The sequence below is a fragment of the Streptomyces sp. NPDC087844 genome (assembly GCF_044742785.1).
Classification (GTDB): Bacteria; Actinomycetota; Actinomycetes; order Streptomycetales; family Streptomycetaceae; genus Streptomyces.
Map to the genome: position 1 here is coordinate 441117 of NZ_JBIUVD010000003.1, position 14633 is coordinate 455749.

At 71.7% G+C, this 14633-nt stretch carries 14 protein-coding genes and 1 riboswitch; of the genes, 4 read left to right on the forward strand and 10 right to left on the reverse strand.

Annotation, left to right across the window (positions count from 1 at the left end; genetic code table 11):
• Window positions 1-27: 27 nt before the first annotated feature.
• A complete protein-coding gene (locus ACIOKD_RS08860; protein ID WP_402080696.1) occupies window positions 28-1170 on the reverse strand; it encodes a glycosyltransferase family 4 protein in 1143 nt (380 codons plus the stop codon).
• A gap of 157 nt (window positions 1171-1327) precedes the next feature.
• On the opposite strand from ACIOKD_RS08860, the gene ACIOKD_RS08865 reads away from it, so the two are divergent.
• Window positions 1328-2569: a glycosyltransferase 87 family protein gene (locus ACIOKD_RS08865; RefSeq protein WP_402080191.1), complete on the forward strand. Its 1242-nt coding sequence runs from the start codon at window positions 1328-1330 to the stop codon at window positions 2567-2569.
• A gap of 69 nt (window positions 2570-2638) precedes the next feature.
• On the opposite strand, the gene ACIOKD_RS08870 is transcribed toward ACIOKD_RS08865, so the two are convergent.
• Window positions 2639-3262: an NAD(P)-dependent oxidoreductase gene (locus ACIOKD_RS08870; RefSeq protein ID WP_402080194.1), complete on the reverse strand. Its 624-nt coding sequence runs from the start codon at window positions 3260-3262 to the stop codon at window positions 2639-2641.
• A gap of 164 nt (window positions 3263-3426) precedes the next feature.
• Between ACIOKD_RS08870 and ACIOKD_RS08875 the strand changes: the two genes are divergently transcribed.
• Window positions 3427-4383, forward strand: a complete 957-nt coding sequence (locus ACIOKD_RS08875; protein ID WP_402080197.1) for a LysR family transcriptional regulator — start codon at window positions 3427-3429, stop codon at window positions 4381-4383.
• A gap of 104 nt (window positions 4384-4487) precedes the next feature.
• Here the strand turns inward: ACIOKD_RS08875 and ACIOKD_RS08880 are convergent, their stop codons facing one another.
• From ACIOKD_RS08880 to ACIOKD_RS08905, 6 genes are all read right to left on the reverse strand, one after another.
• A complete protein-coding gene (locus tag ACIOKD_RS08880) occupies window positions 4488-4760 on the reverse strand; it encodes a DUF3253 domain-containing protein (RefSeq protein WP_402080199.1) in 273 nt (90 codons plus the stop codon).
• A 110-nt stretch (window positions 4761-4870) separates the two neighbouring features.
• The gene (locus tag ACIOKD_RS08885; protein WP_402080201.1) at window positions 4871-6151 is read right to left on the reverse strand and encodes a hypothetical protein; all 1281 of its coding nucleotides are present in this window, start codon (window positions 6149-6151) and stop codon (window positions 4871-4873) included.
• 43 nt (window positions 6152-6194) lie between these two features.
• Window positions 6195-7205, reverse strand: a complete 1011-nt coding sequence (locus tag ACIOKD_RS08890) for an NlpC/P60 family protein (RefSeq protein ID WP_402080203.1) — start codon at window positions 7203-7205, stop codon at window positions 6195-6197.
• A gap of 226 nt (window positions 7206-7431) precedes the next feature.
• Window positions 7432-8463, reverse strand: coding sequence for a C40 family peptidase (locus tag ACIOKD_RS08895; protein WP_402080205.1), 1032 nt, complete (start codon window positions 8461-8463; stop codon window positions 7432-7434).
• A gap of 353 nt (window positions 8464-8816) precedes the next feature.
• A complete protein-coding gene (locus ACIOKD_RS08900; RefSeq protein WP_402080208.1) occupies window positions 8817-10166 on the reverse strand; it encodes an NYN domain-containing protein in 1350 nt (449 codons plus the stop codon).
• Between the two features lie 35 nt (window positions 10167-10201).
• Window positions 10202-10441, reverse strand: a complete 240-nt coding sequence (locus ACIOKD_RS08905; RefSeq protein WP_402080211.1) for a hypothetical protein — start codon at window positions 10439-10441, stop codon at window positions 10202-10204.
• 157 nt (window positions 10442-10598) lie between these two features.
• Here ACIOKD_RS08905 and ACIOKD_RS08910 point away from each other — a divergent pair, with 157 nt between their 5' ends.
• Window positions 10599-11348 (forward strand): rhomboid family intramembrane serine protease, encoded by a 750-nt coding sequence (locus tag ACIOKD_RS08910; protein WP_402080214.1) that lies wholly within the window; start codon window positions 10599-10601, stop codon window positions 11346-11348.
• Complete coding sequence (locus ACIOKD_RS08915) at window positions 11345-11626, forward strand: Lrp/AsnC family transcriptional regulator (protein WP_107017436.1); 282 nt, start codon at window positions 11345-11347, stop codon at window positions 11624-11626. The genes ACIOKD_RS08910 and ACIOKD_RS08915 overlap by 4 nt, the downstream gene beginning before the upstream one ends.
• 23 nt (window positions 11627-11649) lie before the next feature.
• On the opposite strand, the gene ACIOKD_RS08920 is transcribed toward ACIOKD_RS08915, so the two are convergent.
• Both ACIOKD_RS08920 and trpD read right to left on the reverse strand, forming a co-directional pair.
• Window positions 11650-13023, reverse strand: coding sequence for an aminotransferase class V-fold PLP-dependent enzyme (locus ACIOKD_RS08920; protein WP_402080217.1), 1374 nt, complete (start codon window positions 13021-13023; stop codon window positions 11650-11652).
• A 180-nt stretch (window positions 13024-13203) separates the two neighbouring features.
• A riboswitch (SAM riboswitch) is annotated at window positions 13204-13320 on the reverse strand.
• A gap of 229 nt (window positions 13321-13549) precedes the next feature.
• Window positions 13550-14614 carry an anthranilate phosphoribosyltransferase gene (gene trpD, locus ACIOKD_RS08925; RefSeq protein ID WP_402080219.1) on the reverse strand — a complete coding sequence of 355 codons (1065 nt, stop codon included), beginning with the start codon at window positions 14612-14614 and terminating at the stop codon, window positions 13550-13552.
• Between the last annotated feature and the right edge of the window lie 19 nt (window positions 14615-14633).

A 14633-nucleotide genomic window follows, 5' to 3' on the forward strand; every position in this document is an offset into this window, starting at 1 on the left:
CAGCAGCGACCCGCACCCCCGTCGGCCTCAGAGCAACCCCCGCAACCCCTCCGCCAGCAAGTCCCAGCGCCACCGCTCCTCGACCCACTCCCGCCCCCGCTCCCCCATCCGCCTCCGCAGTTCCGGATCGGCGAGGAGCGTGACGATCCGGTCGGCGGCGTCCTCGGCGGAGCCACCTCGGACGACCCACCCCGTCTCCCCGTCGAGCACGGCGTCCGGCGCACCCCCGGAGTCGCCCGCGACCACGGGAAGGCCCGTCGCGGAAGCCTCCAGGTAGACGATGCCGAGCCCCTCCACGTCCAGCCCCCCGCGCCGCGTCCGGCACGGCATGGCGAAGACGTCACCCGCCCCGTAGTGGGCCGGGAGTTCGGACCAGGGCACCGCCCCGGTGAAGCGGACGGAGTCGACGACACCGGTCTCGTACGCGAGTCGGCGCAGGTCCTTCTCGTACGGCCCCCCGCCCACGATCAGCAGCACGGCCTCCGGCTCGCTCGCCAGGATCCGCGGCATCGCGAGGATCAACGTGTCCTGCCCCTTGCGCGGGACGAGACGCGAGACGCAGACCACGACCGGCCGGTCGGTGAGGCCGAGGCGCGCCCGGACGGCGTCCCCTCCCGACCCGGGGTGGAACGTCTTCTCGTCGACCCCGGGAGGAAGCCGCACCATCCGACCGGCCGCCTCGGGCGTCAGCGCGGCGGCGATCCGGGACCGGGTGTACTCACCGAGATACGTGATCGCGTCCGTCGACTCGCCGATCCCACGCAGGAGTTGGCGCGCCGCGGGCAGTTGCGCCCACCCAGCCTCATGCCCGTGCGTGGTGGCCACCAGACGCTCCGCGCCCGCCTTCCGCAACGCGGGCGCGAGCAGCCCGAGCGGCGCCGCCGCACCGAACCACACCGAGGTGCAGCCGTGCTCCCGCAGCAGCCCGACGGCCCGCCGGGAGACCCTCGGAGTGGGCAACAGCATGGTTGTTCGGTCGCGTACGATGACGAAGGGCTGTTCGGCGTCGAAGGCGGCTGTGGCCTCGGCACCTTCCCGGCCCCGCTTCCACGTGGAGGCGTAGACGACGAGCCGTTCGGGGTCCAGGCGCAACGCCATGTTGTGCAGGAAGGCCTGGATACCGCCCGGTCTCGGCGGAAAGTCGTTGGTCACGATCAGGGTCTTGTGCATGGTCTCGCGCATCGCCGTCGACAGTACCGAACCCCGTACCTCACAGCTCGGCCCGGCCGCGCGTACGGCTCTCGCACAGCCGCGCGGGGGATCATGACCGCACAGCGCGGCGGCGGAGCGGCACGGCGGATCCGTACAGAACAAGGGGCAGGTGGGCATGGCGGGAGCCAGGGGGCCGAGGTTCCCGTACGTACTGCCGGCGGCCTGGGGCCTGAGCAGACTGCTGCTCCTGCTCTTCGTCTTCAAGGTGTTCGTCTTCCCCGGCCCGGACGTCACGAGCGACGTCTCGGTGACCTACCAGAACTGGTACGAGGTCCTGCGCACCGGCACCTTCCCCCTGGACGACGTCACCTGGCAGTACCCGCCGGCCGCCGCGCTCGCGATCCTCTCCCCCGCGCTCCTGCCCTTCCTCGCCTACACGCAGGCGTTCTTCGTCCTCGCCTTCGCCGCCGACCTGATCGCCTTCGGCCTGCTCCTGTACGCGGGCCTGCGCCCCGGCAGGTCGGTGTCGGTGCGCGGCGTCTGGGTGTGGGTGATCGGCGTACCCCTGCTCGGGCCGACCGTGTACTCGCGCTACGACGTCATGGTGACCGCCGTCGCCGTGGCCGCGCTCCTCGCGGGCGTCCGGCACCCGAAGGTGCTGGGCGTCCTGGCCGCGCTCGGCGCGATGCTGAAGGTGTGGCCGCTGCTGCTGCTCGTGGGGACGACCGGTCGCAAGGCCTGGGGCGCGGCCGCGGCGGCTGCGGCGGCCATCGCGTCGGTGTTCGTCGTGTCGATGCCGGGCGCGTTCGCGTTCCTGACCTTCCAGCGCGACCGCGGGACCGAGGTCGAGTCCCTGGGCTCGCTGGTCTTCCACATCGCCCGGCACCACGGCTGGGAGGGCCAGGTCCTGCTCAACTACGGCTCGGTGGAGTTCCTGGGCCCGTACGTCGACGTGGTGAGCACGGTGGCGCTGATGCTGACCGGGCTCGCCTTCGGCTGGCTCCTCCTGTGGCGGCTGTGCGCGACCCGGTTCCTGGTGCACACGGCCGCCGACGCCGCGTTCATGGCGGTACTGCTGTTCACCACGACGAGCAGGGTCATCAGCCCGCAGTACCTGGTGTGGCTCGTCGGTCTGGCCGCCGTGTGCCTGGTCTTCCGCGGCAGCCGGATGGGGTGGCCGGCGGTGATGGTGCTGGTGGCGTGCCTCTTCACCGTCCTGGAGTTCCCGATCTTCTTCGCGGACGTCGTCGCCAGCACCGACCTCGGCATCGAACTGCTCGTGGTCCGCAACGGCCTGCTGGTCGCCGCGACCGTCACGGCGGGTGTGCTCCTGTGGCGCGACACCGTGTCGTACGCGGACCCGGCCCCGGTGCCCAGTCGGGCGACGCCCGCCGACGAGGAATCACTGACCTCCTGACGCCACCGTCACGGTCACGGTCACGGTCACCGTCACGGAAAGAGCGAAGCACGGGCAGCGGTGCGCCGCTCAGCGGTTCTCGAAGAGCGCGATACCTGCCGCGTCGGCGAACCGCGGTGTCTCCGCCTCCGCGACCATGAGGGCGGCGATCCCCGCGCGCGGCGCCCGGGGCGGGATCATGCGCGGTGCGAACCCCTCGGCGCGTACGAGGTGTCCGTTGCCCCGGTAGGGCCCGTCGGTCAGCGGCCCGGCATGGACGGTGGTCCCGCCCGCGTTCCGGACGGCACGGTCGGCGGCGTCCTTCGCGTCCCACTCATGGCGCAGGACGCGCTTGAGGAGAGCGCCGTTGAAGGCGCCGAGCGCTCCCTGGGTGGCCCCCATGCCCAGCGAGGTGAGCCAGATGACGCGGGGTGCCGACGAGGCGATCTGGCGGGCGCCGTCGGAGAGGACCGCGGGGTCCTGCTTCCTGGTGACGCCGAGGCCGCTCACCACGACGTCGGCGCCCTTGACAGCGGCGGCGACACTGCCGGGTTCGGTCACGTCCGCCCGGACCACCCGCAGGTTCGCCGAGGCCGGTACCCGGACCTGTTCCGGCCGACGGGCCAGGGCCAGGACCTCGTGCCCGCGCTCCAGGGCGCGGGCCACCACCAGTCGGCCGGTCTGTCCGGTGGAACCAAGAACAGCGATCTTCACGAGAATCTCCAGTCACGACAACAGCACGACAACAGCACGACGACAGCCCGACAGCGGACAGCGGGGGGAAAAAGGCTGGAAGCGGCCTCGACCGCTCGCCTTCGACGTTAGAACCAGGCATCATTAACTTCAAATGCAATCTGATTACGACTGGATTTACTCACATGCAACTGGATCTGAATCTGCTGACCGCGCTCGACGCCCTGCTGGAAGAGGGCAGCGTGACGGACGCCGCCGCCCGCCTGCACGTCTCAGCTCCCGCGATGAGCCGCACCCTCGGCCGGATCCGCCGGGCCACCGGCGACGAGATCCTCGTGCGCACCGGCCGCACCATGACGCCCACGCCCCGCGCCCTCGCCCTGCGCGCCACCGTGCACGAGCTGGTCCAGCAGGCCCGGACGGTCCTGTCCCCCGACACGGAGGTCGACCTGACGGCCCTGGAGCGGACCTTCATCCTGAAATGGCACGACGCCCTGGCCGCCGCGGCCGGCCCGCACCTGCTCCGCTCCCTGCGCGCCGAGGCACCCGGAGTGCGGCTGCGTTTCCTGGCGGAAGCCAGTACCGACACCCATGACCCGCGCCGGGGGGACATCGACCTCGAAGCCGGCGCCGGCGAGCCGTCCTCGCCCGAGATCCGTCACGAGGTCGTGGGCCACGACCGCCTGGTCCTCGCCCTGCGCCCCGCCCACCCCCTGTGCGACGGCCGCGACGGCGGCGATGGCAGCGATGGCGGCCCGCTCGGCCTGGAGGACTACGTGAGCGCCGAGCACATCACCGTCTCCCGCCGGGGACGGCTGCGCGACCCCATCGACGACGTGCTGGAGGCCCGGGGCCTGAGCCGTCAGGTCGTGGCAGCCGCTCCCACCGCCGCGACGGCCCTTCAGTTCGTCCGCCATCACGACCTGGTCGCCGCGGTGCCCCGTCTGATCAGCCGCCCTCTCCTGGACGGCCTGGGCCTGTGCGTCCGGCCGCTGCCACTGCCCATGCCCGACGTCCCCGTCCACCTGGCCTGGCACCAGCGCTACGACAACGACCCCGCCCACACCTGGCTGCGCCGGCATGCCCGTACCGCCCTGCACCACGCGTGCGCCGCCACCGACGACGTGCGTCCCGACCGGTGACGACCACCCTCACCCGCCGAACCGGCCGCACCACGGCACCACGGCATCTCAGCACCACGGCACCACAGCACCACAGCGCCACAGCGCCACAGCACCAAGGCACCTCAGCGGACGCGGCGGATCCGGATCGGGCCGCGGGCCTTCGCCGGCTCGACGACCCGGCCGGCCTGGGTGATCTCCACCTCGCCGGCCTCGACCAGCCGCCGGGCCGCGCGGCGGGCGGGTTCCATGAGTGCGCGCCAGCCGTCGTCGTCGCCCGTGCAGACCGCCCGCGCGGCGTCGGAGGGGCAGATCGTCGCGGTCGGGGCACGGCGCTCCAGCAGCTCCAGGATGGCTCGCTCCAGCTGCCGGTCGGCCCGCCGTTCGCTGTCCGTCACTCGGCCAGGGTCGCACCGGGCGCTCCGCCCGGCCATCGCGACCGGGCGAGTGCCCAGGACGAGCGCCCAGGAAGAGAGCCCGAAACGAGCGGCAGACAGGCCCCCGCCCGTCACGCGAGCCGGTCCCGCAGATACCCCTGCCACAGCCGCGTGAATTCCTCCGGCGAGGTGTCCAGGACCTGCCGCAGCCCCGCCTCCACCGCGCCCGCACGCTTCTCGTGCGCCCCCACGGCCCGGTAGAACTCCCCCAGCCGTACCTCGCCCCACCGCTCGGCGATCATCCGGCAGGTCGACCACCCGCTCTCGTACGCCCGCGCCAGCTTCCCCGCGTCCCCGCCGAACCCGAAGTCCCCGTCCTCGGGCAGCGCGTCCGGCACGCGTCCGTCCAGCACCGCGCGCGTCAGCTCGGGCGCGACCTGTGCCGCCGTACGGCCGGTGCCCCGATAGCCGACCCAGTCCGCGTACCCCTCCGACAGCCACAGCGGGGTCGCCGCCGAAGTCGAGGCGCGGGTCGCGACATGGGTCGTCTCGTGCGTGAGCACGACCTGCCGGCCGAAGGATCCCAGCACTCCGTACGCGTCCGGGTTCACGATGATCCGGTCGGCGGGCGCCTGCCCGGAACCTCCCACGGCCTCCGGTTGGGGGGACCCCCATGTCGCTTCGCTCACCTCGCCCGTGGTGACCGCCGCGATCCCCCGGTACCCGGACGCGGGCGCCCCCAGCAGCTCCGCCATGCCCGCCAGCGACTTCGGTACGAGGACGACGACCTGCCCCGGCCACTCCTCCCCCCACGCCTCCCGTACCGCGGGCACCGCGCGGTCGGCAAGGCCCGCGTAACGGCTCAGCGTGCCGCGGGACTGCCCGACCCCCAGGACGAGGCTGTGCTCGCCGCGTACGGCCACCACGGGCCCCTGCTCCCACAGTTGTGGGCTCGCGTCACCTGCGGGCCGGTCATCACTCACGTACCAGCGCCCCTCGGTGCGGGTGAGGCTCAGCGTGCGGGCGGTGACGACGGGCGCCCTGTCGTAGCCGTCCAAGCGGTAGCGCAGCTCCGCGTCTGCCGTGGCGCGGTCGCCGGAGCGGTGGAAGCCGGTCACGCGGTACGCGTAGTCGCTCAGCGGGACCGCCCGCAGGTTCCTGAACCCGGTGCGCGCCTCGGCCCGTTCGGCGGCGGCGACGGAGCCGGGCGGCGCCGTCGCCACGTAGGCCTTCTCGCTGCCGTCACGCACCGCCGCCGCCCGCCGGTCCAGTACCTGCCGGACATCGGCGGACGCGGCGTCGGTCCCGGCGGACCCGCCGCAGCCGACAAGACCCGTCAGACCCGCCAGACCCGTCAGGCCCGCCAGCAACAGCCCCACGATCCTCTTCGGCGCACGTCCACGACCAGCCACGATCCTGATCGTACGGCGCGCGTGCCGTGCAGTGAGGGGCGCGTCAGGGGCGCGTCACGGCCGAGACGGGCATCATGCCCACCGGGTCGTAGCGCACCGGGGCGCCCGGGTAGGGCGCGTGGACCACCTGGCCGTCGCCCACGTACATCCCGACATGGCTGGCGTCGTCCCGGTAGGTGACGATGTCACCGGGCTGCGCCTGCGAGAGCGGCACCTGCCGCCCGGCGTGCGCCTGGGCCTGCGAGGTGCGCGGCAGACCGACACCGGCCTGCGCGTACGACCACTGGGTGAGGCCCGAACAGTCGAAGCCGGAGGGCCCGTTGGCCCCCCAGATGTACGGGCGGCCGACCGCGGAGCGGGCCGCGGCGACGGCGGCGGCAGCGCGCCCCGAGGACGGAACGGCGCCGCTGAGGTCGGGGGTCCGGCCGGAGCGGGACGTCCGGTCGTAGGCGGCGCGGTCGGCGTCCGGCATCGAGTTGAGCAGCTGCCGCGCCTTGGACAGCTTCCGCTCGACGGTGCGTTTGTGCCGGGCGACGGCCTCGCGGCTCCTGTCCAGTTCGGCGAGCTTGCCGGTCGTCCTCGCACGTTCCTGGGCGAGGTCGCGCATGGCCGTCTGGAGTTTCCTGAGCTCCCCTGCCTGGCGGGCGCTGATCCGGTCGAGCGCCGCGGCCTTGTCCAGGTACTCGTCGGGGTCGTCGGAGAACATCAGCGCCAGCGAGGGATCGAGGCCGCCGGAGCGGTACTGGGCCCCGGCGAGCGAACCGAGCGCGTCCCGCATGGTGTTGATGCGGTCCTGCTGTCTGGCGATCCGGTCCCGCGCCTTGTCCACCTCGTCGTGCAGGAGGTCGGCGCGCTCGTCGGCCTTGTTGTACGACTCGGTGGCGTGCTCCGCCTCCTCGTACAGGCGCTCCACCTCCGCGCGGTTGTCGTCGCGCGGCGCGGCGCCGGCCGGCAGGACGCCGAGGGCCGAGGCCGCGACGGTCAGTACACACAGGGTGGCGCCTCGGGCGCCCCGGTCGAAGCCGGACGGTGCAAGGCGGCGATGGGACCCCACAGGAAGCCGCACTCCCTTCCGCTGACGGACCCCCGGAGTTGGGGGAAACGCGCCAGACAGTAGTCGCGCGACTACACGGTGACCAAAGAGCCATACGTGTACACAACGCGACGCCCCGCCTCAGACGCAGGTCATGGGCGGGGCGTGGGGTCAGCGGGGGTCACCGGAATTCGCCCGTTCGGGCGGCGTGGCGACCGGCCTTCAGGAAAACCCTGAGGCGCTCGGATCAGACGCGGACACCGAACTGGAAGGAGCCGATCGTGCTCATCGACTCAAGCCGGACGACGGTGCCGGGCTTCGGCGCGTGCAGGACAACGCCGTTGCCGGCGTACAGGCCGACGTGCGCGAGGTTGTTGAAAAAGACCAGGTCGCCGGGCTTGAGGGCGCTGCGGCCGATCTTCACGCCGTCGTTCTGCTGCGTGTAGGTGGTCCGGGTTATGGACTGACCGGCCTGGTTGTACGCCCACTGCGTCAGACCGGAGCAGTCGTAGGAGTTGGGGCCGCTGCCACCGGACACGTACGGCTTGCCCATCTGGGTCTTCGCGGCGGCGAGCGCCGCGGCACCGCGGTCGGAGGCGGGCGCCTCGTCGCCGAGTTCGACGCGGTCACCGGCGTCGCGGCTGGCGCGCGTGTCGGCGGTCTTGATGGCCGCCTGCTCCGCGGCCGTCAGGGTGTTGAGGAGCTGGCGCGCCTTGGCGAGCTTCTCCTGGACTTCCTTCTTCTTCTGCCCCAGGGTCTTGCGGGTGTCGGAGAGCTCCTTGAGCTTGCCGGCCGCTTCCTGGCGCTGCTGGGCGAGGACCCGCTGCTTGTCCTGGACCTTCTTCAGCGCCTCGACCTGCTGAGTGCTCAACTGGTCGATGGCGGACGCCTTGTCGAGGTAGTCGTCCGGGTCCGAGGAGAGGAACAGCTGGACGGAGGGGTCGACGGCGCCCGTGCGGTACTGGGAGCTGGCCATCAGACCGAGGCCGTCACGCATGGAGTTGAGATCGTCCTGGCCGCGGGCGACCTGGTCCTGGAGAGTGTCGATCTCCTTCTCCAGCTTCTCCTGCTTCTCCTCAGCGCCGTTGGCCCTGTCCGTGGCCAGCGCCGACTCTTCGTAGAGCGCGTCGACCTTGGCCTTGACCTCGCCCTTGCTTGGCTTCTCGCTGGGCGCGGCGTTGGCAGCCTGCGAGCTGAGAGCAACGGCGGCAGCGGCGGCGGTGGTGAGCACGGTCACCCGGGTGCGGCTCGGCTGCTTCGGTCGACGGTGGGACGCCACGGAGGCGAGCTCCTTCATTACCTCAGCCGCCCACCGAAGACGCCGGTTGGCGGTGCCCCTCCACCGTCACTCCCAATGAGTGATCACCCGAGCGGAGGTTCGACGCCTGACCCTAGTGACCACCTGTGATCAGTTCAAATCCTCCCCGGAAAAATCTCGGTCACCGAGCGCATTCTTTGCCATCAACTCACGCGCAGTAATGCCATCTTGACGCTACGTCGCGTGAAGGTTTCGCCAAGTCGGGCAAGACGGCCATGTGTTGCTCTTGTCGCTTCCGAGACCTATGGGGCGTACGGGACAGAACGACGATCGCGGATCACCGAAGCCGCGAGGATGCCCACGACGGGCGCGTCTCAACCCCTCGAAAGCCGCTTGAGCAGCACCGCGGAGGCCACCGGCCGGGCGCCCGCGCTCGCCACGCCGTCGGCCACCTCGCGGTCCGTGGAGACGACGATGACGGGCCGTCCCGGCGGTTCGGCCCGCACCAGCTGACGGATCAACTCGTCCGCGGTGACACCCGGCTTGGAGAACAGCACCCGCACCCCGCGCGGCGGAGCGAGCAGCACCGGGGCGGCCAGCTCGGCCCCGTCGAAGACACAGGTGACCTCGGCGCCGGTCTGCGCGGCGAGCTGCGAGAGCTGACCGAGCAGTCGCAGCCGCTGCTTCTCCAGCGGCATCTGCGGATAGCCGGTCTTGGTGACGTTGTACCCGTCGACGACCAGATGCGCCTGCGGCAGCGCGAGCAGCTGGTCGAGGACGGCGGGATCGCTGTCGGACAGCGCCCGGGCCGCGATGTCCTTCGGTGTCATCCGCCCCGGTTCGACCGCGTCCACGGTCTCCGCCGGCCGCACCGACACCGGCGGCAGGGCGAGTTCGCGCCGCAGCCCCTGAGTGGCTTCGAGCACGGTGTCGAGGAGCAGCCTCACGCGCATGTCCTCGACGCTGCGCCCCTCGCGCGCCGCGCGGCGGGTGGCCTCCAGGGAGCCCTCGACCTCACCGAGCCGCTGCTTCAGCCGCCGGCTCTCGCTCTCGGCGGCGGACACCTGGGCCTGCCCCTCGCCCCGCACGGCCTCCATCTCACCGCGCAGCTTGCGCAGGGCCGCCTCACCCCGTTTGACGTCGCTGAAAGCCCCGCGCAGCTTGCGGTGAAGCGATTCCGCCTCCTTCTTCGCCGCGTCGAGTTCGGTGCGCAGCCGCTCCGTCTCGGTCCGGGTCTGCCCGCGGGCCTCGGCGAGCTCCTCGCGCAGCCGCTCCAGCTCGATGCGGCTCTCGTCGTCGGCACGCTCGGCGTCCGCCCGCAGGGCCTCCTCACCGGCAGCGGTCACCAGCTTGACCCAGCCCGTGGGGCGCAGCACATAGGCCGCGGCCGCCACGTCCAGCGGGTCCGCGGCCGGGGGCGGCGAGCCGGAGTCGAGAGCGCCTGCCAGCTCGGGCTGCGCGTCTCTGAGCTTCTCGGCGATGCGCTGTCTGAAAATCGGATCGGTCTCCATGGCCGCCGCCATCGCGGTCCCCGCGAACTTGGCACGACGATTGGGGGCGAACCGGGCGTACTGCCTCAGCTGTGTGGGCAGTTCGGCCACGGTCAGCCCGCCGAACCCGTCCGACACGATCTGTACGACCCTGCGGCGCACCCCGTCGGGCAGCGGACGGTCGAGCACTTCGGCGTCGCCGTCGTCCGGCTCACCGCCTGTGGTCTCCACCATCCTTCACCCCATCGTCCGTGCGGGGCCGGCTCCTGTCAGGAGCGGGCGCCCGGCCTGTCCACCAGTTCCACCTGATCCACCGCGTTGCACCAGCGGCAGCGCACGGACTCGATGGTCTCACTGACCACGTTGCGCTCCTCGACCTCGGGTTCCCCGGCCAGGTCCAGATGTACGTACTCGACGACCTTCGACGAACGGGTCACATCGAATCGCGTGAGGTTGCCGCAGAGCGTGCAGCGCCACCGGGTCTCGGCCGTCGGGAGGGGAACCGTCATCGTGGCAGTCGCTCTCTTTCCGTAAGTCCTCGTGACGCACCGGATTCCCCGGAGCGTGTGGCTCGTAACCCTACGGCCTGGCGGGTACTCGACGCCCGTCCACCGGGAGCGGCGAGGCGCTCTGTGCGGTTCGGTCCCGTTACGTCATGCTCTGTTCATGCTCGGCAACTGGGGTGCACCCGGCAACAGGACGGTCAGAACGGTCAGGGCGATCCGGAGCCACCCCGCTCCGGTGACCTACGGACTGATGGCCCTGTGCTGCGCGCTCTTCGTGATCGGTCCGGCCTCGGGGCTCAGTCCCTCGTACGGCACCGGTGACGAGCTTCTCTCCGCGCAGCGGGCCTATTTCGAACGGTGGGGCGTGGTGCCCGTCGAACTGTTCCAGGGGACGCTGCGGGCTCTCGGCACCCCGGCCACCGCGCTCTTCGTGCACGGCAGCTGGCTGCATCTGCTGGGGAACATGCTCTTCCTCTACGTCTTCGGGGCGATGGCCGAGGAGAGGATGGGCCACGTCGGGTTCGCCCTCTTCTACCTCGGCTGCGGCTACCTCGCCCTGCTGGGCTACGCGGGCGCCCACGCCGACTCGGCGCAGACCCTCGTCGGCGCGTCGGGGGCGATCTCCGCGGTCCTCGGCGCGTTTCTGTACCTGTTCCCCAAAGCCCGGGTGACCAGTCTCTTCCCGTTCCTCTTCTTCCTTCCGCTGCGGTTCCCCGCGTGGGTGGTGCTGCCGTTCTGGGTGTCCCTGCAGTGGCTGGCCGCGGGGCGCGCGTCGCAGGGCCCCGGGGTCGCCTACCTGGCGCACCTGCTGGGCTTCTCCGCCGGGTTCCTCTACGCGTGGGTGCGGTACGGGCGTCCGGCTAGAGTGAAATCCCCAGCGCCGGCCACCGAGGGAGAAAACCAGCCGTGATCACCGCGATCGTGCTCATCAAGACCAGCGTGGACCGGATTCCCGAGATCGCCGAGTCGATCGCGGCGCTGGACAGCGTCAGCGAGGTGTTCTCCGTGACCGGGACGTACGACTTGATCGCCATGGTCCGGGTGAAGGCCCATGACGATCTGGCGGATGTCATTCCCGGCATGATCAGCAAGATTCCGGGGGTCGAGGGGACGGATACGCATGTGGCGTTCCGGACGTACTCGCAGCACGACCTGGAGGCGGCGTTCGCCATCGGCGGCGACAACTAGGGGGCTTCTGACGGGCCCATCCCCTACGCCGCCGGGACGCAGCGGCCGTTCTCCGTGCGGTAGTTCCAGCTGGCGCCGTTCGCCACGAGTTCCCTGACCGCTCCCACGAAGCGGGTCACGTGCTCGTCGGGGGTGCCGACGCCGAAGCTGACGCGGATGGCGTTCAGGGACTTCTCGCCGGGGGTGGCCTCGGGGGCGCCGCACTCGCCCTGGGACTGCGGGTCGCTGCCGAGGAGCGTACGGACCAGCGGGTGGGCGCAGAAGAGCCCGTCGCGGACGCCGATGCCGTACTCGGCGGAGAGCGCGGCGGCGAAGTGCGAGCTGTTCCAGCCCTCGACGACGAACGAGATGACGCCGACGCGCGGAGCGTCGTCACCGAAGAGCGAGAGCACCCGGACCTCGGGCACCTCGGCGAGACCCTGCCGGACGGTGGTCACGAGCTGCTGCTCACGGGCGACGAGCGTGTCGAAGCCGGCCTCGGTGAGGGCCTTGCAGGCGGAGGCGATGGAGTAGGCGCCGATGACGTTGGGCGACCCGGCCTCGTGCCGTGCGGCGCTCTCGTGCCACTCCACGTCGACGCCGCCGTCCGTACGCCGTGACACCTTCCGCGAGGCACCTCCCCCGGCCAGGTACGGGTCGGCCTCGCGCAGCCAGTCGAAGCGTCCCGCGAGCACGCCCGAGCCGAACGGCGCGTACAGCTTGTGGCCGGAGAAGGCGACCCAGTCCACGTCCAACTCCTGCACGGACACGGGGTGGTGGGGCGCGAGCTGGGCAGCGTCGAGCACGATCCGGGCGCCGTGCGCGTGAGCGGCGGCGGCCAGTTCCCGTACGGGCCACAGTTCGCCGGTGACGTTCGAGGCGCCCGTGACGCACACGAGGGCCGGACCGTGCGGGTCGCGTCCGGCGAGGGCCCGCTCCAGCGTCGCGACGGCCTCGCCCGGGGTGTGCGGGGCGTTGAGGTAGGTGACGCGGGCGTCCTGCCACGGCAGCAGCGAGGCGTGGTGCTCGGTCTCGAAGACGAAGACCTGGCAGCCGGCGGGCAGGGCGGCGGCGAGGAGGTTGAGCGAGTCGGTGGTGGACCGGGTGAAGACGACCTCGTCGTCGTCGCGGCAGTCGAGGAACTCGCCCACGGTCCTGCGGGCGTTCTCGAACAGGTCCGTGGAGAGCTGGGACAGGTACCCGGCCCCGCGGTGCACGCTGCCGTAGTACGGGGCGTACGCGGCCACGTCGTCCCAGACCCGCTGAAGGGCGGGGGCGCTGGCGGCGTAGTCGAGAGCGGCGTAGGTGACCTCGCCGCCGGTCACGAGCGGAACGGTGACGTCCCGTCCCAGCACGGGCAGGGATCCGGCGGTGTCACAGCGGGCGGACAGGTCGGCGGCAGCGGTGGAGACGGACATGGCGAGCTCCCATGAGGCAGGCGAAGTCACTGTGCGGGCGGACAGGGCTCGGCACAGGAAAGTGAAGAGGAAAGGGGTACGCGGAAGTGGGGCTCGGCGCCCTATCGCATTCGCTTGCTCATGAAAGGCTCCCTCGAACGACCAGGACCCCTGGTGTGTCCGCTCCAGCGAGCGGTGAGGGGTCCGCGCTTGCCGTAGACCTCACTGCCTACGACCTGGTCTTCACCCGGGGCACCCCGCCACGGACGGAGGGTTGCCGGACAGTCGGCCGGGGCCTGTTGACTGTCACTCATGACCTGCCAGCATCTTGCCACACGATGATGTGACCGCAACACCGCCGTCCGGATACCGGGACGCGGCAGGCGCCGGCCACCACCTGGGGGCTCCGCCCCCGACCCCCGTCGCGCAGTTCCCCGCGCCCCCGGATATCCGGGGGCGCGGGGAACTGCGCAATCTTTTGGCTTTTAGGGGCGCGGGGAACGGCGCAATCTTGTGGGCCCGCCCCCACCGGCCCGCACCCGACCGGCTACCGGTGGGTCGCAGCAACCCACCGCTCCAGCGTCCGAAGCGCCGCCCCGGAATCAATCGCCTCCGCGGCCCGAGCCATCCCCGCCCGGATCTGCTCAGCGAGCGAACCGGAGCCCGGCGCGAGCGCCACCAGCGCCGCCGCCGAGTTCAGCAGCACGGCGTCCCGCACGGGCCCCCGCTCACCCCCCAGCAGCCGTCGCGCGACATCCGCGTTGTACGACGCGTCAGCCCCCCGCAGCGCCTCCACAGGCACCAGTTCGATCCCCACGTCCCGCGGGTCGAAGGCCTCCTCGCGCACCTTGCCGTCCCGGACGACCCACACCCGGGACGTGGCCGTGGTGGTCAGCTCGTCGAGGCCGTCGTCGCCGCGGAAGACCAGCGAGGAGTTGCCGCGCTCGGCGAGGACCCCGGCCACGATGGGCGCCATCGGCGCGTGCGCGACCCCGACCGCCTGGGCCTTCACCCGGGCCGGGTTGGTGAGCGGGCCGAGGAAGTTGAAGGTGGTGCGGATGCCCAGTTGCCCGCGCGCCGCCGCCACGTGCCGCAGCGCCGGATGGAACTTCACCGCGAAACAGAAGGTGATCCCGGCCTCCTCGGCCACCTCGGCCACCCGTCGCGGGGTCAGCTCCAGGTTGACGCCGAGCTTTTCGAGGACGTCCGAGGCGCCGGACGCGGAGGACGCGGCGCGGTTTCCGTGCTTGACGACCTTGGCACCCGTACCGGCGATGACGACGGCCGACATCGTCGAGATGTTGACGGTCTTCGCCCCGTCCCCGCCGGTGCCGACGATGTCGACGGTGTCGCCGGGCACCTCGATCACGTTGGCGTGCGCGTACATCGTGCGCACCATGCCGGAGATCTCCTCGACGGTCTCGCCCTTGGCCCGCAGGGCCACCGCGAACCCGGCGATCTGCGCGTCGGTCGCCTCGCCCCGCATGATCAGGTCCATCGCCCAGGCCGTGTCGTCGGCGCTCAGGTCGCGGCCGTCCAGCAGACCGTTCAGGAGGACGGGCCAGGAACGGCCCGCCGCGAAGTCGCCTCCAGCGGGGGTCACAGCACTCATCTGCCGCTCCTGGGTTCGT

What these genes read in the sequence shown, in the direction of transcription:
- ACIOKD_RS08920 (WP_402080217.1), bottom strand. Translation starts at nt 13,023, where the DNA reads ATGTCCGTCTCCACCGCTGCCGCCGACCTGTCCGCCCGCTGTGACACC.
- ACIOKD_RS08860 (WP_402080696.1), bottom strand. Translation starts at nt 1,170, where the DNA reads ATGCACAAGACCCTGATCGTGACCAACGACTTTCCGCCGAGACCGGGC.
- ACIOKD_RS08865 (WP_402080191.1), top strand. Translation starts at nt 1,328, where the DNA reads ATGGCGGGAGCCAGGGGGCCGAGGTTCCCGTACGTACTGCCGGCGGCC.
- ACIOKD_RS08900 (WP_402080208.1), bottom strand. Translation starts at nt 10,166, where the DNA reads ATGGTGGAGACCACAGGCGGTGAGCCGGACGACGGCGACGCCGAAGTG.
- trpD (WP_402080219.1), bottom strand. Translation starts at nt 14,614, where the DNA reads ATGAGTGCTGTGACCCCCGCTGGAGGCGACTTCGCGGCGGGCCGTTCC.
- ACIOKD_RS08905 (WP_402080211.1), bottom strand. Translation starts at nt 10,441, where the DNA reads ATGACGGTTCCCCTCCCGACGGCCGAGACCCGGTGGCGCTGCACGCTC.
- ACIOKD_RS08875 (WP_402080197.1), top strand. Translation starts at nt 3,427, where the DNA reads ATGCAACTGGATCTGAATCTGCTGACCGCGCTCGACGCCCTGCTGGAA.
- ACIOKD_RS08910 (WP_402080214.1), top strand. Translation starts at nt 10,599, where the DNA reads ATGCTCGGCAACTGGGGTGCACCCGGCAACAGGACGGTCAGAACGGTC.